The following is a 19,879-nucleotide window of genomic DNA, read 5'->3' as shown; positions in this document are numbered from 1 at the left end:
TTTTGTCATTCAATTTGTATTGATGAGCGGCGTCATAGAGGCCAAACTGTGGGCGGTAGAATAGCAAATTTAACGTTAAATTAAAATCTTATCATTTTGACCAACATAGCAAGTTAAGACGAAAGTCCCACTATTTTTGCCTAATTACGCACTTAAATGGCGACTCTGCGCATGATTATTTGTAGGACGTACCTACAATCAGATACACCGAATCGAAATTATCTTCGGTTCGGCCATAAGCTAAAATGATCGGCCCGATTGGAGAATCAACACCCGCGAAAACAGAACCCGCGGTGTACATTGGCGCTTCATCAATACTCAAATCATTGTTCGACCAAACACCACCATGCTCAATGGATGCGCCCACGTAGAATGGTGATTTAAAAAGGCCGAAGTCATTTTCAAACCACTTATAACGATAAATAAGGCTGGTGTAAGCCAAGTTCTGACCAATCATACTATTCCTTGGAATACCTGACAGGTTTAAGAAGCCACCAAGCTCTTTGGGATCAATAGGGAAAATCGAATTTTTGCTCTCTACAATACCGTAATCCAGCTTTGCGACTAAAGTATGCTTCTCAATACTCTTTGCTGCCATGAAATTGGCCGAAAACTCATAAACCGTATCACTCTCAGACGTTAAATCCGATTCACCAAGAGAGCTGTCATTATCAAAATCATCATGAGAAACGAGGTACTCTAAATCGACAAAGTAACCCTTGGTCGGTAAGCTGAAATTATCCAAAGTATCCAGTCGGTAACCCATGAAGCCACCAATACGCTTGTAGCCACCACTGCCCAATGAAGGTAACGAAGAAACCTCAACATCCCCATCTGTATAACGAACACCAAATGTCAGCTCCTGCCACAAGGTTGGTTGATAGCCTAATGCCAATTCACCGACATATTCACTATACGTCATAGGGAGATAATCTTTCGTTACGTCCAGTGTCGGTTCTTCAATATCATCAATATCTGCGGGTAGGTTTCTGTTCTCTTTGCTGTAAACAACCGATGCCGAAGTAAACAGCTTTTGACTCGAAAAGAATGGCGAGTATAGTTCCGCTTCAATTCGCTTGTCCGTTCCCATCTCGATATTGGTTCTTAGCTCTGCACCATGCTTATTAATATCGGTAAAGTTGGCTGAGACACCGATCGAGTACTGACTGGTAGTAGAGAAATCATCTTCAAGAAAGAATCGAAAGTTGAGGTAGTTTGGGCCCCAAGACTTTTCGTTCACATCGACTTGAAGTTGATCTTCACCGTCAACGTTGTCAAATTCATAAGTGACCAACTCAAATCTATCCAGTGCATAGAGATCTTTCACTTTAGATTCGATTTCACTGGTTTTCAAAACCTCACCAGAATCGAGATTTAAGCGGTTTTCGATCAACTTATCTGAATAGTGGGTGTTGTTGTTGATGACAACCCTATCGACGACAGTCTTATCGCCATGTTTCAGCTGTCTGCGTGCTTTTTGTTTGTCCTCGATATAATGCTGATAATCGGCATTTGAGAGCGATAGCTTAGAAAGTTCATCAGTATGCTGCTTAGCGGCTTCATAGCCCGCGAGGAAAGCCGATGGCATTTTATCAAAGTCAGTCGTCTCCATTTGCCCAACATCAGGACGCAGGAAAACATCATCATCAGTCAGTGTTTCAGCTTGCTCTTGAGTGCTGCGTTGGACCAAATAATTCGAGAGTTGGTCAGCTGCCGCTAGAAAATTCGTGAAGTCTTCTTTGCCTTTGTAATTGGTACTGATATCCACCGCAATGACGATGTCCGCGCCCATCGCTCTAGCAACGTCGACTGGCATATTATTGGTGACACCACCATCAACCAGCATTCGGCCATCTAATTCATAAGGGGGAAGCGCTCCGGGAACTGACATACTGGCCATCATCGCATCAACAAGGTGACCATGGTCGATGACCACTTCTTCAAGCTCAATAATGTCGGTTGCGACTGAACGGTAGGGAATAGCAAGATGGTCAAAAGAGTCGAGTGGAGATAGGTTACCTGTGGTCTCACGCAGAATACGCAACATATTCTGACCTTGAACCACGCCTTTCCTAGCTTTGATTTCGCCCCAACCTAAACCGAGATCGGTGTTCAGTTGGTAACGGTCTTCATATTCTTTGTCACGTACTCGGCGATCACTACGGTTAACACGATCACGGTAGCCGCGATTCCAATCAACCGTATAAATAAAACTTTCAATCTCATCAGCACTCATCCCTGTCGCATAAAGCCCACCAACGTAAGAACCCATGCTAGTACCAGTAATGTAATCAACCGGAATTTGCATCTCTTCTAGCGCTTTAAGTACACCAATGTGAGCCGCTCCTTTGGCTCCTCCACCAGCAAGCACAACAGCAACGGTTGGTCTTTTATGAGCTTGTCCAGCTTGCTGAGATTGTTCCACCGGTGTCACAGTCGATGCAAACAGCTGAAAACTGATCACAGTACCGACAATGCCTAAGCTGCTCACTATCCAACGAGAAATCATTATTTAAACTATCCTTGTCATTCTTTTCTTTTACGACTTTACCACTGAAAAAGCTTTTTTAGCCACTGTTTTGGTTGACTTTCACAACCCTTTTTAATGTTTCCATTCTCATCCCAAACCGGCAGTTTAACCGTACCATCACAGTCAAACTCTAAAGCCCCTTGAGAAGTTCGAGTAAAACTTGCCGTCGTAATGCCATTCGGCCAAGGCAACAGTAACTGCTCTGGAGTTCGATGCTTCAGATAATCGGCATAAACACGTAGCGCACCACTAGAGCCCGTGAGTTTAGTCGGCTTATTATCATCGCGCCCTAGCCAGATGGTCGTCACTTCACGGCCATCTACGCCCACGAACCAACTGTCTCGGCTGTCATTACTAGTGCCAGTTTTACCAGCTAACCCTGCCCATGCAAACTGACCTTGTAGGAAACGGCCCGTGCCTTCCGACACGCCACGTTTCATTGCATAGGTTGTAAGCCAAGCGGCTTGCTGGTCAACGCTTTGTGATACACGAGGGATCGACTGATACAGAACCTCGCCATCGTTATCAACAACTGAGCGAAGCGCAGACAAAGGTGCTATACGCCCAGAATTGGTAATGGTTTGATACATCTGCGCAACTTGGAACGGAGTCAGTGAGAACGAACCCAAAAACATCGACGGCACTGGGCGAATCTCATTTTTATCGACACCCAGTTTTCCAATCGTATCCGAGACACTATCAATGCCTAATTGCATGCCTAAACGAACAGTAGGTACGTTGTAAGACTTAGAAAGCGCCACATACAAAGGCACATCGCCACGGAACTTACGATCGAAGTTTCTCGGGCTCCACACGCTACCTTTACTGCCTTTCAAGCTCAGTGGCGTGTCTTTCAATGTTGTCGCCAACGTGTACTTCTGAGGCTGCTCTAGTGCGGTTAAGTAAATTGCAGGCTTGACCAAAGAACCAATTGGGCGACTCGCGTTCAAGGCACGGTTAAAGCCATCGTAGCCAGTACGCTTACCACCGACCATCGCCCGGATTTCACCGGTATTTCTATCCACGGCAATAGCTGCTGCTTCCAGCTTATTACCTGCGGTTTTCGATAAATCAGGCACCTTACGAGCAATCGACTTCTCTAACTTGTCTTGAGATACCGGATCCAGAGAGGTAAAGACTCGAATCCCTTTTTTCGCCTCAAATCGATCGCCGACATACTTCTTAAGCTCAATGTTTACTTGTTGGAAATAAGCGGGCTGACGGCTAGCAATGCGTGGGTTGTCTTGAATATCCAAATCACGACTCGCCGCCTCTTCGTATTGTCGCGGAGTTAAGATGTCTTGTTGCATCAATAAGCGAAGAACCAGATCGCGTCGAGTCTTAGCACGCTCAGGATAGCGAACCGGATTGTAATACGACGGTCCTTTCACCATACCCACCAGCAGTGCTAGCTGATCGATGCGCAGCTCTTGAATAGGTTGACCAAAATACAAACGAGACGCTAAACCGAAGCCATGAATCGCTTGCCCACCATTCTGTCCAAGATAAACCTCATTTAAGTAAGCCTCTAGGATACGGTCTTTGCTGTAACGATGGTCTAAGATAAGTGCAATGTAGGCTTCACGAACCTTACGCCACAATGTACGTTCACTGGACAGGAACAGGTTTTTTGCCAACTGTTGTGTCAGCGTACTACCACCTTGTACCGTTCGCCCAGCTTTGACGTTAACGACCATTGCACGAGCGATGGCCAGTGGCGACACACCATCGTGTTGATAGAAGTTTCGGTCTTCGGTTGCCAGTAAGGCATCAACCATCACTTCTGGGAACTGATTGCGTTTTAAGAACAGGCGCTGCTCATCGTTACTTTTCTCAAGCATGCCAAGCATTTTCGGTTCAACACGCAGGTAGCCCATGTCACCTTTCTTCTCCAGCGACTGAATGCGAGTTAATTCGTTACCATTGAAGTGCAGCATCACATGACGATCCGCTTCCGGTCCATCAACAAACTCGAACGGACGACGAATCATTTCAATCTTGGTCGAAGAAGAAGAGTATTCGCCTGGGTGACGAGGCGCGTTCACCTTACGGTAATTAAGTACATCGAGCTCATTCTTAACCTGAACCAAACTCACCGGAGTTCCCGGAGACAGGTCTAGCACTCGCGCATAAACCACGGTTGGCAAATCAAACAGCTGACCTTCAAAGCGCTGTTTGACCACAGAATCAAGATAAATACCGACGAACAACAGCAATGCCGCAAGCGCTAAGCCCGCTTTCCAAGAAATGCCCCATAGGATCTTCAACCAACCTCTTTTGCCAGATTTCTTAGCCTTAGGTTTGGTCTTTTTCGCAGCCGCTCTTGGTTTTCTTGGCTTGGCTTTGGTCGCTGGTGACTTCTTTGCTGGCGCTTTTTTAGGTGGTGCCTTTTTTGGCGTTAACATTTTGGTCATCATCGATTCAACTGTCGTTTGGTTTTAGTGGTTGCTACATGGTTAGCAGGGTCATCCGGCCAAGGATGTTTTGGGTAACGGCCCTTCATCTCTTTTTGTACTTCTTTGTACGCGCCAGCCCAAAAGCCAGCTAAATCTTGAGTAATTTGTAGTGGTCGCTGTGCTGGAGAAAGGAGCTCAAGCACTACTTTTTTACGCCCTTGCGCGATCAATGGCGAGTCCTGTTCGCCAAAGACTTCCTGCATTCGCACTGAGATCACTGGTTCAGATTGATATTGATAACGAATGGCCTTCTTGCTGCCTGTTGGCATCAGATAGTGCGTTGGCAACCATTGGTCGATTTCTTGATTCAAAGGCCAACCAAGATAAGCCGACAATGCTTGCTCAATCGAAACACTAGCCAGCCCTTTTGCCGACTTAATGCCATTCAAATATGGAGATAGCCACTCATCAAGGTGTTCAATCAAACTCGCATCGTCCATCGCTGGCCAATCATGCTCAGGCATCCAAAGTGCTGCACAGCGCACACGCTCAACCAACTGCTTAGCCGAAGCTGTCCAATTTAAGCGATCCAGCCCGCATCGAGCGACATAATTGAGCAGCGCTTGGCTCGCCTGATTCGCATCGGGATCAGGTAAAGCTTTGGTGCTGATAATCAACTTGCCCAGAGACACTCGCTGCTCGGCAACTAAACGGCCACGTTTCTCATCCCAATCGGCATAATCGGAACGCACAAACAGCTTTGGAAATTCAGCTTCTAACTGCGCGATATCAACCGCGGTGGCTAAGAAAATTTGACTGGCTCGCCCTGTACTACGCATCAAATCAATCACTACGATATAGTCATTGTTCGCCAGTGAATCATCATCACGAACCTCAGCGCCGTGACCATTCGCCAAAAGGAAAGCACTGCTGCTCGCGCTTCTCACTTGTGCAATCCGGTCTGGGAAGGCAAAACAAAGCACTAATGGTAGCAATGATTCGTCAGCTTGTGACAAATCTAAGTGATGATTGAGTTTGCTCGCGAGACTTTTCGCTCGCTGCATCACAACGCTATTTTTGGAATGTTTTCTTTGCTTAAGTCGATGCAAAGAGTGTTGAATATCCGTCACATTGCGCTCCGGCTCTTCCAGCAAAGCAGCAGCAACAATCGCGACATTCAACAGAGCAGGACTACCTTGCTGCGCTTTAACCAACATGCTGGCAATACGAGGCTCTAGACCTAAACGTTGGACCTGTTTTCCTAATGCCGTAAATTGACCATTATCGTCTAACAATTCAAGAGTCTGTAAGAGTTGCTTGGCTTGCCCGATAGAAGCTTTGGGTGGAACGTCTAACCATTGCAGTTCATCAGCACTCGCAGCGCCCCATTGCGTCAATTCAGACACCAGCGAAGACAAATCAGAATGAAGAATTTCAGGTTCTGGTATAGCTGGTTGCTGCATCAGCTGCGTTTCGCTGTACAAACGAACGCACAAGCCCTCTTCAATTCGTCCCGCACGGCCCGCTCGTTGTTCAGCTGAAGATTGCGAGATTTTCACTTGCTCAAGCTTAGTAATACCGGTTTTCAGATCGAACTTCGCCACACGTTCAAGCCCGGAATCAACCACCAATCGAATACCTTCAATCGTCAAAGAAGTCTCAGCAATATTGGTCGCTAACACCACCTTTCGACGCCCTTTCTCTGATGGCGCGATCGCTTTCTGCTGTTGAGAAAAGCTGAGTTGCCCATACAGAGGACACACATCGATATCATTGGCGAATTGTTCTAGTTGAGATTCCACCTGCTTAATCGCAGAAACGCCCGGCAAAAAGGCCAGAAGTGAGCCTGACTCTTTCTCCATCAGAGAGCGAATCACGTTAGCCATTTTAGGGGCTAGATATTCATTTGCACTAAGAGGCTGATAACGGAAATCGACCGGAAAGGTGCGACCTTGTGATTCAACGTATTTGGCATCCGGTAGCAAAGTTTGTAGCGCTTGTTGATCTAAGGTTGCCGACATCACAACCACTTTTAGATCGTCACGCAGCGCGTCTTGGATCTCTAAGCTAAACGCCAATGCGGTATCTGCGTGAATGCTGCGCTCATGAAATTCATCAAAGATCACCATATTAACCCCTGTCAATTCAGGGTCGGTTTGGATCATTCTTGTCATGATCCCTTCAGTAACAATCTCTAAGCGAGTCGTACTGCTGCTTTTAGATTCACCACGAACTCTAAAGCCAATGCTCTCTCCCACCTTTTCTCCCAATTGGCTCGCTAAGTAAGTAGCAATATTCCTTGCAGCCAAACGCCTCGGTTCAAGCATGATGATTTTGCCTTGAACGGCGTTGGTCTTAACTAACTGTAAAGGGAAGAATGTTGACTTACCCGCACCGGGAGCGGCCTTTAGAATAAGTTGAGTGTGTGTTTCTACGCCAGCGAGCAGATCTGGCATCACAGCTTCTATGGGCAGTTGTGGCAATGGGAGAACCTTGTGGTGTAATGTTGGCAACATTGTACATAAAAACCTACCTGTCTAAATAAGTAATATGCACTTCAATCCGCCATTAGAGCCTGCGACTCTTATTAAACGCTATAAACGTTTCCTCACTGACATCCAACTTCCTGACGGTAGCGAGCGTACTATTCACTGCGCTAACACTGGAGCGATGACAGGATGTGCGACTCCTGGCAATACGGTGTGGTACTCAACCTCCGATAATGCAAAGAGAAAGTACCCAAACAGCTGGGAGATCTCAGAAACAGACAAAGGTCATCGTATTTGTGTAAATACTGCGCGGGCAAACCAGCTAGCAGTGGAAGCAATTGAAAATGGGACTATAGTTGAACTCTTAGGTTATAACGCGTTACGAACCGAAGTGAAATATGGCAGTGAGAATAGTCGCATTGATATTCTGCTTGAAGATAACGAAAAGCCGCCTTGCTATATCGAAGTGAAAAGCGTCACTTTGCTCGACGAGCAAGAAACGTCAACTAAAGGGCAAGGTTTTTTCCCTGATGCGGTCACAACCAGAGGCCAAAAACATCTGCGTGAACTCACAGAAATGGTCGAATCTGGAAATAGAGCCGTACTTTTATTCACTGTTTTACATTCAGGTATTGAAAAAGTGTCTGCGGCACACCATATAGACGCCAAATATTCGTTATTACTAAAACAAGCACAAGACGCTGGAGTTGAAGTGCTTTGCTATAAAGCAGAGCTCAGCAGTACTCAAATACAACTAAAACAAGCTGTTGAATTTATCAATAGCTAAGCAAAGATGCTGAACTAATCACATTGATTGCAAGTTTGAATAAGAGTATTTGCCACCATTCGTTCTTTCTGCTATAGATACCCGCCTTAAAATTAGCTGCTTTGCAGTTGACTAGGTGTAAATAGGAGATGCTGTATGCCAGAATCTAAGAAAAAAGCGCTAGGCATCCTAGCCATCGCAGGTGTTGAACCGTACCAAGAGAAGCCAGGTGAAGAGTACATGTCACTTGAGCAAACGGAACATTTTACAAAAATTTTAGCAGCTTGGCGCAACCAGCTCAGGGAAGAAGTTGATCGTACTGTGCACCACATGCAGGACGAAGCAGCGAATTTCCCAGACCCAGTTGACCGTGCTTCTCAAGAAGAAGAATTCAGCTTAGAGTTACGTAACCGTGACCGTGAACGTCGTCTTATCAAAAAAATTGAGAAGACATTAGACAAGATCGAAGAAGACGATTTCGGCTTCTGTGATTCTTGCGGTATCGAGATTGGCATTCGTCGCCTTGAAGCTCGTCCAACTGCTGATCTTTGTATTGACTGTAAAACACTTGCAGAGATCAAAGAAAAACAGATGCAAGGTTAATTCTTGCAGATGTAAAGAAAGGGAGCCTTGGCTCCCTTTTTTGTTTGTTATCCAAGCGAAGTATTTCACACGCTTGATAGTAAATAGCAGCTTTAAGCCTTAGTTCTATACATCAAACCTTGTTCTATAGATTGAAGCTTAGTTCTAGGCATTAAAGCTCTTGTCAAACGTCTTAAGAATCGGCTACTGCGGTACCATTTAGATTAGGTTGTTCACTCATGAATTATATCGGGCGCTTTGCACCATCACCGTCAGGTCCTCTTCATTTTGGCTCACTTGTTGCTGCTCTTGGTAGCTACTTTCAAGCGAAATCTAACCAAGGAAAATGGTTAGTTCGTATGGAAGACCTCGACCCACCAAGAGAAATGGCCGGCGCTGCAGACCTCATTCTTAAGACGCTTGAGGCTTACCATCTATTTTGGGATGGTGAAGTCGTCTATCAAAGCCAACGTCATGACTTGTATCAAGCTCAAATCGATCAATGGGTTGCTGACAATCAAGCCTACTACTGCCAATGCACCCGCAAGCAGATAAAGGCTTTGGGCGGCTTTTACAATGGTCACTGTCGAGATGTAGGCCTAATCGATTCAGGTGAACAGGCGGTGCGCTTGTGCATGGACTTTCCAGTAGAGTCCTTTGATGATGTTCGCCACGGCACCATTCAAATCCCTAAAGCACTAGCTGTAGAAGATTTTATTATTAAACGCAGAGATGGATTGTTTGCCTATAACTTGGCCGTTGTCCTTGATGACATCGACCAAGGAGTAACAGAAGTCGTAAGAGGCGCAGATCTGATAGAACCCACCGGTCGACAAATCAGTTTGTATAAGACGCTCAAGCAAAAAACAGTGAGCTACTTGCACTTACCATTGGCAACCGATGGCTTGGGGAATAAACTGTCAAAACAGAACCATGCCACCGCGATAGATCTCGACAACCCAAAACCAACGTTACTCAACGCGATGCGATTCTTAGGTTTTGATATCCCGACGGCTCTTTGTGAGGCTTCAATGGATGAGATTTTATTGTGGGGCTGCCAGCAATGGAACGTCAGTCAGTTACCTGATAGTTTACAAAAAGAGCACTGTAATTAGCTCGAAACTCACGGCAAATAGCAAAAACGACACATAAAAATGCCATAACCAACCACTGTGGTTAAGCAGACGATGTTCTCAAATGGCTCGCGCTAAGCTATTATTAGCCGCAATTAAACTCTGCACTACCACTTTGGACTAAGAGAAAAACAAAGTTGGCGATACCTACTTTGTTCTAAACTAATGAATACAAACGACAATACCCCAAGCGAACAACGCGGATTCCACGAATTAGCTCTGAATATTTATACTCGTCAAGAGCACAATATTTCACGCAAGCAGATCAGCGACAACGCACTAAAAGTGCTATATCGCCTGAATGGTGCGGGTTTTGACGCATTTCTAGTCGGTGGTGGTGTGCGCGATATCTTATTAGGCTCTCAGCCAAAAGATTTTGATATTGCGACCAACGCAACGCCAGAGCAAATCAAACACCTCTTCAGAAACTGTCGTCTTATCGGTCGCCGTTTCCGCTTGGCACATATCATGTTTGGTCGCGACATCATTGAAGTGGCAACTTTCCGTGGTCACCACCAAGAACCATCGAAGAACGTTTCTGCACAATCGAAAGAAGGCATGCTACTTCGCGATAACGTGTACGGCAGTGTTGATGAAGATGCAGAGCGTCGTGATTTCACAATCAACGCGATGTACTACAACATTGCAGACTACAGCATCCACGATTACGCGGGTGGTGTAGAAGATTTAGAAGATAAACTGATCCGCCTGATTGGCGATCCAGAAACGCGTTACCGCGAAGACCCAGTACGTATGCTACGTGCAATGCGCTTCGCCGCTAAACTGGATTTCGACATCGAAGAAGACACGGCTGACCCGATTGAAGAGTTAGCTCACCTTCTAAGAGATATCCCAGCAGCGCGCCTTTACGAAGAGTCTCTGAAATTACTGCAATCAGGTCACGGTTTAGAAACCTACCACCTGATGCGCGAGTACAATCTATTCCAACAGATGTTCCCAGCGGTAGCTGAGCACTTCACCGAAGATTATGACTCTCACACAGAGCAGATGCTTGATTTGGTTCTCGATTCAACCGACCTTCGCATCGAAGATGGTAAGCGAGTAAACCCAGCATTCATGTTCGCAGCGATGCTTTGGTACCCAATGAACAAGCTGGCAGACAAACTTGTCGCTGAACAGGGTATGGCACACTACGATGCGATCATGGAAGCGAGTAACATCATTCTAGATCAGCAAGTAAAGTCTATCGCGATTCCTCGTCGTCACACAGCAACCATTCGCGAAGTTTGGCAACTGCAACTTCGACTGCCTCGTCGCAACGGTAAACGCGCTGTTCGTCTAATGGAATTAAACAAATTCCGTGCAGGCTACGATTTCCTAGAAATGCGTGGTGAGATTGAAGGTGGCGAAACCAAAGAGTTAGCAAAATGGTGGGAGCGTTATCAGACTGCAGGTCGTAACATGCGTCAAGCAATGGCTAACGACGTTGTAGCACCATCAAAGTCAGGCCATCGTCGCCGTAAGACTTACCGAAACAAAAAGAGTAAGCAATCAGAATGATAACTGCTTACATTGCGGTCGGCAGCAACCTTGCCGACCCAGTTAGCCAAGCAAATTTGGCTATCGAAACGCTAAAAAGCCTACCGCGATCAACGTTTATTGCGACCTCTCAGCTATATAGTAGCACTCCAATGGGACCGCAAAATCAACCAGACTACATCAACGCGGTAGTCGCTATCCAAACCGAATTAACGCCAATTGAACTGCTTGATTGCACTCAAAAGATCGAACTAGAGCAAGGGCGCGTCCGTAAAGACGAACGTTGGGGACCAAGAACCTTGGATCTCGACATTGTGCTATACGGCAATGAGGTGATCGATTCAGAGCGCTTAATCGTTCCTCATTATGGAATGAAAGAACGAGAGTTTGTACTCTACCCGCTTGCTGAAATCGCACCAAGTTTACAACTCCCTGATGGGACTGAGCTGACAGAACTACTGAAAATAGTAGATAAGAACGGGCTCAATGTTTGGCAACAATAGCCAAGCGCATTAAGGAAAACCAATGAAAAAAGTAACCATTAACGACCTGATCAAATGCAAACGTGAAGGCCGTAAATTTGCGACTTCGACAGCTTATGATGCGAGCTTTGCTCAATTATTCGAAAGCCAAGAAATGCCAGTTCTGCTTGTCGGTGATTCACTGGGTATGGTTTTACAAGGCCATAACGATACATTACCAGTAACCGTTGAAGACATTGCTTACCATACTCGCTCAGTGCGTGCTGGTAGCCCAAATTGTCTTCTTATGGCTGACATGCCTTTCATGAGCTACGCGACGCCAGAACAAGCTTGTGAGAGCGCAGCGACTTTGATGCGTGCTGGTGCGAACATGGTAAAAATCGAAGGCGGAAGCTGGTTGGTTGATACTGTGAAGATGCTAACAGAACGTGCAGTACCAGTATGTGCACACTTAGGCTTGACGCCCCAGTCTGTGAACATTTTTGGTGGTTACAAGATTCAAGGTCGTGACGACGAGCAAGCCGACAAAATGGTTGCTGACGCGTTAGCACTGCAAAACGCAGGCGCTCAAATCGTTCTACTTGAATGTGTGCCAGCTTCATTGGCAAAACGAATTACAGAAGCTTGTGACGTACCGGTTATCGGTATCGGCGCAGGTAATGTTACCGATGGTCAGATCTTGGTTATGCATGACATGTTCGGTATTTCTGCGAACTACATGCCGAAGTTCTCTAAGAACTTCCTAGCAGAAACAGGTGATATGCGTAAGGCAGTAGCTCTATACAAAGAAGAAGTAGAGAGCGCGCGCTTCCCTGATGAAGCTCATACAATCGCTTAGGAGTAAGTATGCAAACTTTTGCTGAAATAGCGGCTCTTCGTGAGCAGATTAAACAGTTTAAGCGTGATGGACGTACGGTTGCTTTTGTACCGACAATGGGAAACCTGCATGAAGGCCACCTGACTCTGGTAAAGAAAGCTCGTGAACTGGCCGACATCGTTGTGGTAAGCATCTTTGTAAACCCAATGCAGTTTGACCGTGCAGACGACCTAAACAACTACCCTCGAACGTTAGAAGCAGATTTAAGCAAACTAACAGGTGAAGGGGTTGAGCTAGTATTTACACCAACGCCAGAGGTGATGTACCCAGATGGATTAGACAAGCAGACGTTTGTTGAGGTCCCTGGCATATCTCACATGCTTGAAGGTGCCTCTCGTCCAGGTCACTTCCGTGGTGTATCAACCATTGTCACTAAACTGTTTAATATCGTTCAGCCAGACTTTGCATGCTTCGGCGAGAAAGACTTTCAGCAACTTGCTGTTATTCGCCAGATGACCACTGATTTAGCATTAGACATTGAAGTTGTCGGCGTTGCGACCGTTCGTGAAATGGATGGTTTGGCAATGAGCTCTCGCAATAGCAACCTAACGATTGACGAGCGCCAACGAGCGCCCGTTTTAGCGCGTACTATGCGCTGGATCAGCAGCGCTATTCGTGGTGGTCGCGATGATTACGCATCAGTGATTGAAGATGCTACTGACCAGCTACGCGCTGCAGATCTTCAACCTGACGAAATCTTCATTTGTGATGCTAAAACTCTGCAAGCGATCACTTCAGAATCAACTCAAGCAGTGATTCTAATGTCGGCTTTCCTAGGTAAGACGCGTCTTATCGATAACCAAGTTCTCGATTTGGTAACGGAAACCAAAGAAGAAGTGAAAGAAGAAACGACTGAATAGTCGGCTTCTGCTCTTAACGCAAAACAAAAAAAGGTCGATGTTATATCGACCTTTTTCTTTACCTGTTACTTAGATGAACCAAAGGTTAGCTACGTAAGCCAATACCCTTTGTCACTAGGTAGTGTGCAATGCCATACAACAGCACGATAAACACACCTAGTACGCCAAACGACGTCACGATCCCCACATCAGACACACCCAAGAAGCCATATCTGAACGCGTTAACCATGTACACGATAGGGTTCAACTTCGATACACCTTGCCAGAATTCAGGCAATAGACTGATCGAGTAGAACACACCACCAAGGTACGTCAGCGGCGTTAAGATAAAGGTTGGGATAATAGAGATATCATCAAACGTGCGTGCGAATACCGCGTTAATCAAGCCACCCAAAGCGAATACTACCGACGTTAAAAATACCGTCGCAATGATCACGCCCCAATGGTCAACTTGTAAGTCGACAAAGAACAACGACACGAAGGTTACTATGGTACCCACTAACAATCCACGAACCACACCACCCATTACGAAGCCGGCGATAATCACGTAGTTAGGAACAGGCGCTACAAGCAGCTCTTCAATGTTCTTCTGGAACTTGGCACTAAAGAACGATGAAGCAACGTTGGAATATGAGTTGGTGATCACCGACATCATGATCAGACCGGGAACAATGTATTCCATGTAGCTAAAGCCGTTCATTTCACCAATACGCGCACCAATCAGGTTACCGAAGATGATGAAGTAAAGCGTCATGGTAATCGCTGGCGGCACCAGAGTCTGCACCCAGATACGAGTAAAGCGATTGATCTCTTTGGTCAACAAACTGCAGAAAGCGGTCCAATATAGGCTGTACATATTATTTACTCCCCTCACGGACGATACTCACAAATAGCTCTTCTAGACGGTTTGCTTTGTTACGCATAGAGAGGACTTTAACCTGTTGCTCGCTCAATTGAGCAAAGATGGTATTCAAACCTAGGTTCTTGTCGATTTCGATTTCTAGCGAGCCATTGACCATCACTTGGCTATTCACGCCTTCAAGCTTAGGTTCAGTCGTGCCCTCTTCCAGATCCAGAATAAAGGTCTCAGCACTCAATTTGCCCAACAGCGCTTTCATTGTTGTGTTCTCAATCAGCTCACCGCGATTGATGATACCAATGTTGCGACACAGCATTTCTGCTTCTTCTAGGTAGTGCGTGGTCAAGATAATGGTAATGCCCTGCTTCTCATTGATCTCTTTTAGGAATTCCCACATTGAACGACGTAGTTCAATATCAACGCCTGCTGTCGGTTCATCAAGGATCAACAAATGAGGTTCATGCATCAATGCACGCGCGATCATCAAACGACGCTTCATACCACCAGACAAGTTACGCGCGCGTTCGCCACGCTTTTCCCACAGATCGAGTTGAGATAGGTACTTTTTCGCTCGCTCTTTCGCTAATGCTTTTGGCACGCCGTAATAACCCGCTTGTTGCAGCACGATCTGTTCAACGGTTTCAAACGGGTTAAAGTTAAACTCTTGAGGCACAAGGCCTAAGTTCTGCTTCGCCAATTCCAGATCGGTATCAATGTCGTAGCCGAACACTTTAACCTTGCCTGACGTTTTATTTACCAGTGAAGAGATAACACCAATGGTGGTTGATTTACCCGCACCATTGGGACCAAGTAGTGCGTAAAAGTCGCCTTTTTCTACTTGTAAACTAACGCCCTTAAGAGCCTCGAAGCCCCCAGCATAAGTTTTTCTTAATTGCTCAATTTCTAATGCATACATAGAGATAGACTGCCATTTGCTATAGATAAGATGTAGACGACCGAGCTTGAGGAAGAGAGTAATGCTTAAAACGAGCTAGCAGAAAACTAACCCAAACTTGTTAACTCGGCCATTTTGCAAACAAGTTTATCGTTGATTGACGATTAATACAAATATCGTGTGAGAGTTTCTTTCGAAAACAAATAAGCGTCTTGGCTACGTGAAGACTAAATCAACGTTCAATAAATATAAAAATGCCGCTAAGTGATTCACTTAACGGCATTAATGATCAGTCTTGAAGTGAGCGTCTATAGCTTATTCATATTAGATTATTCATATCAGCTTATTACTGAAAAATTAAACTGACTCAAATTGATGCTCATCTCTGTCGACATAGCTTGTTGCTGCCGTCAGGGCTTCATATCTGAATCGATAAGTGTTGGATTCAGGTACTAGGTCAATCACGTGGAACTTCTCTAGTTGTTGACGAGTATTCTCATTAGGACACAGCAGATACACCTCACACTGCGCATCCAATGCATCTTTAATCGCATTCTCTAGCGCTAGGCCAACAGTGACATCAATCATAGGTACATCTGTCAGGTCTAGAATCATCGCTTCATAGTCAGAGATACTTGAGTGCTGACGTGAAATCGCCTTTGAAACGCTGAATATCATCGGCCCTGATAGGTAGAAGAATAGCACCTTACCATTGGCACTATCGAGTAACTGACGTTCGCTATCAGTCAATGGGATATCGTCTTCATCATCACCATCACTGATCGCCTTAACTTGTCTGGCTTGCTCTCGGCTTAATCTTTCAATAATCAGAATATTCGAGATAAACACACCCAGTCCAACGGCAATAATCAAGTCAACAAACACAGTCAATAGCATCACGCCGTACATCACGCCCATGCCGGCATAGCTAACCTTGTGCGCGCGCTGGATAAAGCTCCAATCTAGGATATTGAAACCAACATACATCGCGATACCAGCCAGCACTGCCATAGGAATCGGTTCTGTTAAACCACCTGCAACCAATACCACGAGCGCAAGTACTAAAGCTCGAATAACACCTGAAAGCGGAGAACGCGCTCCCACCTGAATATTGGTTACAGTCCCCATAGTGGCACCCGCGCCAGGTAGTGCACCAAACAGGCCAGAGATCATATTGGCAATGCCTTGGCCACGAAGCTCTTTGTCTGAGTCATGCTCTTTACGAGTCAATGAATCTCCGATAACCGCGGTCAAAAGCGTATCAATACAACCTAATGTACCAAGCACCAAGGCATCGATAACCATAGTAGTAAACTGTTCAGCGCTGATCGTAGGGATAACGAGGGAAGGTAAACCAGCTGGGATTTCACCAATACGGCGAATAGAGTCGGTATCAAAAATAATGACGGACAAGAGCGTTACAGCCACTAACGCGACCAGTTGAGCAGGCACATACTTACGATACTTAGCGGGGAAGCCAAAAAGAATACCGAGTGTCAGAGCACCTAGAAATAGCTCACTCACTTTTAAGTTTGCTAGCGTATCAGGTAAAGCAGAGAGCGTGCCCATTACACCACCGGATGGAGCGGCATGCCCTAACAATGGAGACAGCTGCAAGATAATCAGAATAACGCCAATGCCCGACATGAATCCGGAGATCACGCTATATGGCATCAAAGTGACGTATTTTCCTAGCTTTAACGTACCAAGTAATATCTGGAATGCACCGGCCATCATCACGACAGTAAAGGTCATTGCCATACCCGTTTCAGGATATTTAGCAACCATACTCGTCATTACGGCAGTCATGATCACCGTCATAGGGCCGGTAGGTTCAGAAATCAAACTACTCGAACCGCCAAACAATGCTGCAAATAGGCCAACCATAATGGCGCCCCACAAGCCAGCTTCAGCTCCCGCGCCAGAAGCAACACCAAATGCCAATGCTAAAGGTAACGAGATGATGGCTGTAGTTACACCGCCAAACATATCCCCTTTGAGATTGATATCCGTAAAACGACTTCCAAACAAAACACACCTTCCTGATGATGAAATGACAAACCTTATAACTTTAGCAAATGTATCAAGTGTTCAGAAAGTGTTAATTCAATCACATTATTCATGTCTTATAACCGGATTATTGATAGTGGGCTAAGTTTATGATTTTCCGTACTAGAACACGTCAGATGAGTACATTTTGACGCAGTTTTTACGAGATTGAATTTGTAACATTGTGTATAGTTAAGCATCTTAATTGAGGGATGTAAGAAGCAAGATGCCAGAAATAAAACAGCTTTTTGAGAACAATTCCAAATGGTCTGAAGAAATTCGCTCTGAAAGACCTGAGTATTTTACAACGCTTGAAGAGGGTCAAAGCCCTGGCTTTCTATGGATAGGTTGTTCAGATAGCCGAGTTCCAGCCGAGCGCCTGACTGGCTTATATTCTGGAGAACTGTTTGTTCACCGAAACGTGGCCAACCAAGTGGTTCATACAGACCTAAACTGTCTATCTGTTGTTCAGTACGCAGTAGATGTGCTTAAAGTGAAACACATTATTGTCTGTGGTCACTACGGTTGTGGCGGTGTTAACGCGGCGATTGATAACCCTAAACTTGGTCTTATCAACAACTGGTTACTGCACATCCGTGACAATTACCTAAAATACCGCAAGCAAATCGAGGGGCTTCCTCGTGAGCAATGGGGTGACAAGTTATGCGAAATTAACGTCGCAGAACAGGTTTATAACCTAGGTAACTCAACCATTATGCAAAATGCGTGGGAGCGTGGCCAAGACGTTGAAATCCATGGTGTGGTTTATGGTATTGGCGATGGCAAGCTACAGGACCTTGGCGTACGTTGCTCAAGTAACGATACTTTAGAGAACAGTCACTTAGATGCATTAAACAAGATCTTAACGACGCCTCTTCTTAGTCAACAAAGCTAACCCATTCCGTCATATATACAAAAAGCCCGCATCAAGCGGGCTTTTTAATGACTTCTAAACCACAAGCGTAATGATTACTCTTGAGGTACTACCTTACCGATGTACGGTAGGTGACGATATTTTTGTGCGTAGTCGATACCAACACCAACAACAAACTCGTCTGGGATCTCAAAACCAATCCATTTTGTATCGACAGTCACTTCACGGCGAGAAGGCTTGTCTAATAGCGTACAAATTTCGATAGACTTAGGACCACGTAGGCTCAGAATCTCTTTTACTTTAGTCAGCGTGTTACCTGTATCGATAATATCCTCTACAAGTAGAACGTCTTTACCTTGGATATCATCATCAAGATCTTTCAAAATACGAACATCACGTGAGCTTTCCATGCCGTTGCCGTAGCTAGACGCGGTCATGAAATCAACTTGGTGAGTTAAATCGATAGCACGAGCAAGATCTGCCATAAAGACAAAAGATCCACGCAATAAGCCAACTAAAACTAGATCTTCACTACCGTTGTAGTGTTCCGTGATCTGTTTGCCTAGTTCGTTCACTCGATCCTGAACTTCTTGCTCAGAGATCATGACTTCAACTGTATGCTTCATACTGCTCTCATTCTATTTGGTGATTGCGACGAATGTTGACAGTTTCGTCAGTTGTGTCGCTCAATTTTGTGCGTAAGTCTAGCACTGCTCAAATACCCACACCACCTTATGGTTCGAATTTACTGTCAGATTCTCAACGAAATGTGCGCTGGTGCCTTATCCAATACTCGTCTCCTTTCACATCAATGCTGATCACGCTTTATGTATCAAGTTTGATGTAACTGTCTATAAAACAAGCTGAAAGGATTGACCATTCGCATATGCACCATTACACTCATCTTGGCTTAAATAATAATAAAATCATTAATATAAAAATTTCGTTGGCAAGGAAAATAAAATGGACTCAATATCTAAGAGACCTAGAACTAGGCTTTCACCTTTAAAAAGAAAACTTCAATTGATGGAAATCGCTCTTGAGGTATTCTCTCGCCGCGGCATCGGTCGTGGTGGACACGCTGATATTGCAGACATCGCTCAGGTGTCTGTCGCAACGGTATTTAACTACTTCCCAACCCGTGAAGATCTGGTTGATGAAGTACTAAATCACGTTGTACGCCAATTCTCTAACTTCCTTTCAGACAATATCGATCTGGATATTCACGCAAAACAAAACCTACATAATATTGCGACTGAAATGGTGACGTTAGTGGCTCAAGATAGCCATTGGTTAAATGTATGGTTCGAATGGAGCGCTTCGACTCGTGATGAAATATGGCCGCTATTCGTAACAACGAACCGCACTAACCAAATGTTAGTACAAAACATGTTTAGCAAAGCTATTGAACGCGGCGAAGTCTGTGACGATCACGACCCTAAACATCTAGCGAATCTATTCCACGGCATTTGCTACTCGCTATTCATCCAAGCGAAACGTGTAGAAACGCCAGAAGAGCTTTCAAGCTTAACGGATAGCTATTTGAACATGCTGTGCATTTATAAGTAGATTCGAGATTCGAGATTC

General features: G+C 45.2%; 16 protein-coding genes. 9 read left to right on the top strand and 7 right to left on the bottom strand.

Going from position 1 to position 19,879, the window contains the following annotated elements:
• Positions 1 to 175: 175 nt before the first annotated feature.
• The 3 genes from AB4185_RS00710 to hrpB are packed head-to-tail and all read right to left on the bottom strand — an operon-like array spanning position 176 to position 7,442.
• Positions 176 to 2,509: a patatin-like phospholipase family protein gene (locus AB4185_RS00710; RefSeq protein WP_372134666.1), complete on the bottom strand. Its 2,334-nt coding sequence runs from the start codon at positions 2,507 to 2,509 to the stop codon at positions 176 to 178.
• 38 nt (positions 2,510 to 2,547) lie between these two features.
• The gene (mrcB, locus tag AB4185_RS00705) at positions 2,548 to 4,947 is read right to left on the bottom strand and encodes a penicillin-binding protein 1B (protein WP_102331931.1); all 2,400 of its coding nucleotides are present in this window, start codon (positions 4,945 to 4,947) and stop codon (positions 2,548 to 2,550) included.
• Positions 4,944 to 7,442 (bottom strand): ATP-dependent helicase HrpB, encoded by a 2,499-nt coding sequence (hrpB, locus tag AB4185_RS00700; protein ID WP_372134664.1) that lies wholly within the window; start codon positions 7,440 to 7,442, stop codon positions 4,944 to 4,946. The genes mrcB and hrpB overlap by 4 nt, the downstream gene beginning before the upstream one ends.
• Before the next feature lie 34 nt (positions 7,443 to 7,476).
• Here hrpB and sfsA point away from each other — a divergent pair, with 34 nt between their 5' ends.
• The 7 genes from sfsA (at position 7,477) to panC (ending at position 13,615) form a co-directional block, all read left to right on the top strand.
• Positions 7,477 to 8,202, top strand: a complete 726-nt coding sequence (sfsA, locus tag AB4185_RS00695; RefSeq protein WP_017066814.1) for a DNA/RNA nuclease SfsA — start codon at positions 7,477 to 7,479, stop codon at positions 8,200 to 8,202.
• Between the two features lie 135 nt (positions 8,203 to 8,337).
• The gene (gene dksA, locus AB4185_RS00690) at positions 8,338 to 8,784 is read left to right on the top strand and encodes an RNA polymerase-binding protein DksA (protein ID WP_017059430.1); all 447 of its coding nucleotides are present in this window, start codon (positions 8,338 to 8,340) and stop codon (positions 8,782 to 8,784) included.
• Positions 8,785 to 9,002: 218 nt separating this feature from the next.
• Positions 9,003 to 9,878: a tRNA glutamyl-Q(34) synthetase GluQRS gene (gene gluQRS, locus AB4185_RS00685; RefSeq protein ID WP_372134662.1), complete on the top strand. Its 876-nt coding sequence runs from the start codon at positions 9,003 to 9,005 to the stop codon at positions 9,876 to 9,878.
• Positions 9,879 to 10,061: 183 nt separating this feature from the next.
• Complete coding sequence (gene pcnB, locus AB4185_RS00680; protein ID WP_372134660.1) at positions 10,062 to 11,417, top strand: polynucleotide adenylyltransferase PcnB; 1,356 nt, start codon at positions 10,062 to 10,064, stop codon at positions 11,415 to 11,417.
• The gene (gene folK, locus AB4185_RS00675; RefSeq protein WP_004735459.1) at positions 11,414 to 11,899 is read left to right on the top strand and encodes a 2-amino-4-hydroxy-6-hydroxymethyldihydropteridine diphosphokinase; all 486 of its coding nucleotides are present in this window, start codon (positions 11,414 to 11,416) and stop codon (positions 11,897 to 11,899) included. The genes pcnB and folK overlap by 4 nt, the downstream gene beginning before the upstream one ends.
• 22 nt (positions 11,900 to 11,921) lie before the next feature.
• The gene (gene panB, locus AB4185_RS00670; protein ID WP_017059433.1) at positions 11,922 to 12,716 is read left to right on the top strand and encodes a 3-methyl-2-oxobutanoate hydroxymethyltransferase; all 795 of its coding nucleotides are present in this window, start codon (positions 11,922 to 11,924) and stop codon (positions 12,714 to 12,716) included.
• A gap of 8 nt (positions 12,717 to 12,724) precedes the next feature.
• Entirely contained in the window at positions 12,725 to 13,615 is an 891-nt protein-coding gene (gene panC / locus AB4185_RS00665) for a pantoate--beta-alanine ligase (protein ID WP_017059434.1), read from the top strand.
• A gap of 85 nt (positions 13,616 to 13,700) precedes the next feature.
• Here the strand turns inward: panC and AB4185_RS00660 are convergent, their stop codons facing one another.
• The 3 genes from AB4185_RS00660 to AB4185_RS00650 all read right to left on the bottom strand — a co-directional run bounded on the left by AB4185_RS00660 (position 13,701) and on the right by AB4185_RS00650 (position 17,358).
• A complete protein-coding gene (locus AB4185_RS00660; RefSeq protein ID WP_010435987.1) occupies positions 13,701 to 14,471 on the bottom strand; it encodes an ABC transporter permease in 771 nt (256 codons plus the stop codon).
• A gap of 1 nt (position 14,472) precedes the next feature.
• Positions 14,473 to 15,390, bottom strand: coding sequence for an ABC transporter ATP-binding protein (locus AB4185_RS00655; RefSeq protein ID WP_017059435.1), 918 nt, complete (start codon positions 15,388 to 15,390; stop codon positions 14,473 to 14,475).
• Between the two features lie 336 nt (positions 15,391 to 15,726).
• Entirely contained in the window at positions 15,727 to 17,358 is a 1,632-nt protein-coding gene (locus AB4185_RS00650; RefSeq protein WP_017063247.1) for a SulP family inorganic anion transporter, read from the bottom strand.
• Positions 17,359 to 17,644: 286 nt separating this feature from the next.
• Between AB4185_RS00650 and can the strand changes: the two genes are divergently transcribed.
• Positions 17,645 to 18,313: a carbonate dehydratase gene (can, locus tag AB4185_RS00645; RefSeq protein WP_017063246.1), complete on the top strand. Its 669-nt coding sequence runs from the start codon at positions 17,645 to 17,647 to the stop codon at positions 18,311 to 18,313.
• 74 nt (positions 18,314 to 18,387) lie between these two features.
• On the opposite strand, the gene hpt is transcribed toward can, so the two are convergent.
• Entirely contained in the window at positions 18,388 to 18,918 is a 531-nt protein-coding gene (gene hpt / locus AB4185_RS00640; RefSeq protein ID WP_017059438.1) for a hypoxanthine phosphoribosyltransferase, read from the bottom strand.
• A 337-nt stretch (positions 18,919 to 19,255) separates the two neighbouring features.
• Here hpt and AB4185_RS00635 point away from each other — a divergent pair, with 337 nt between their 5' ends.
• On the top strand, positions 19,256 to 19,861 hold the full coding sequence (locus AB4185_RS00635) for a LuxR/HapR/OpaR family quorum-sensing transcriptional regulator (protein WP_032549310.1): 606 nt from the start codon (positions 19,256 to 19,258) through the stop codon (positions 19,859 to 19,861).
• Positions 19,862 to 19,879: the final 18 nt, after the last annotated feature.

The sequence above is a fragment of the Vibrio sp. 10N.286.48.F5 genome, assembly GCF_041469785.1.
Classification (GTDB): domain Bacteria; phylum Pseudomonadota; class Gammaproteobacteria; order Enterobacterales; family Vibrionaceae; genus Vibrio; species Vibrio crassostreae_C.
Note: the sequence above shows the minus strand (reverse complement) of the source record. Positions and strands in the feature narration are given on the sequence as shown.

Coding starts and splice junctions, on each gene's coding strand:
- AB4185_RS00710 (WP_372134666.1), bottom strand. CDS start 2,509: ATGATTTCTCGTTGGATAGTGAGCAGCTTAGGCATTGTCGGTACTGTG.
- mrcB (WP_102331931.1), bottom strand. CDS start 4,947: ATGATGACCAAAATGTTAACGCCAAAAAAGGCACCACCTAAAAAAGCG.
- hrpB (WP_372134664.1), bottom strand. CDS start 7,442: ATGTTGCCAACATTACACCACAAGGTTCTCCCATTGCCACAACTGCCC.
- sfsA (WP_017066814.1), top strand. CDS start 7,477: ATGCACTTCAATCCGCCATTAGAGCCTGCGACTCTTATTAAACGCTAT.
- dksA (WP_017059430.1), top strand. CDS start 8,338: ATGCCAGAATCTAAGAAAAAAGCGCTAGGCATCCTAGCCATCGCAGGT.
- gluQRS (WP_372134662.1), top strand. CDS start 9,003: ATGAATTATATCGGGCGCTTTGCACCATCACCGTCAGGTCCTCTTCAT.
- pcnB (WP_372134660.1), top strand. CDS start 10,062: ATGAATACAAACGACAATACCCCAAGCGAACAACGCGGATTCCACGAA.
- folK (WP_004735459.1), top strand. CDS start 11,414: ATGATAACTGCTTACATTGCGGTCGGCAGCAACCTTGCCGACCCAGTT.
- panB (WP_017059433.1), top strand. CDS start 11,922: ATGAAAAAAGTAACCATTAACGACCTGATCAAATGCAAACGTGAAGGC.
- panC (WP_017059434.1), top strand. CDS start 12,725: ATGCAAACTTTTGCTGAAATAGCGGCTCTTCGTGAGCAGATTAAACAG.
- AB4185_RS00660 (WP_010435987.1), bottom strand. CDS start 14,471: ATGTACAGCCTATATTGGACCGCTTTCTGCAGTTTGTTGACCAAAGAG.
- AB4185_RS00655 (WP_017059435.1), bottom strand. CDS start 15,390: ATGTATGCATTAGAAATTGAGCAATTAAGAAAAACTTATGCTGGGGGC.
- AB4185_RS00650 (WP_017063247.1), bottom strand. CDS start 17,358: ATGTTTGGCGGTGTAACTACAGCCATCATCTCGTTACCTTTAGCATTG.
- can (WP_017063246.1), top strand. CDS start 17,645: ATGCCAGAAATAAAACAGCTTTTTGAGAACAATTCCAAATGGTCTGAA.
- hpt (WP_017059438.1), bottom strand. CDS start 18,918: ATGAAGCATACAGTTGAAGTCATGATCTCTGAGCAAGAAGTTCAGGAT.
- AB4185_RS00635 (WP_032549310.1), top strand. CDS start 19,256: ATGGACTCAATATCTAAGAGACCTAGAACTAGGCTTTCACCTTTAAAA.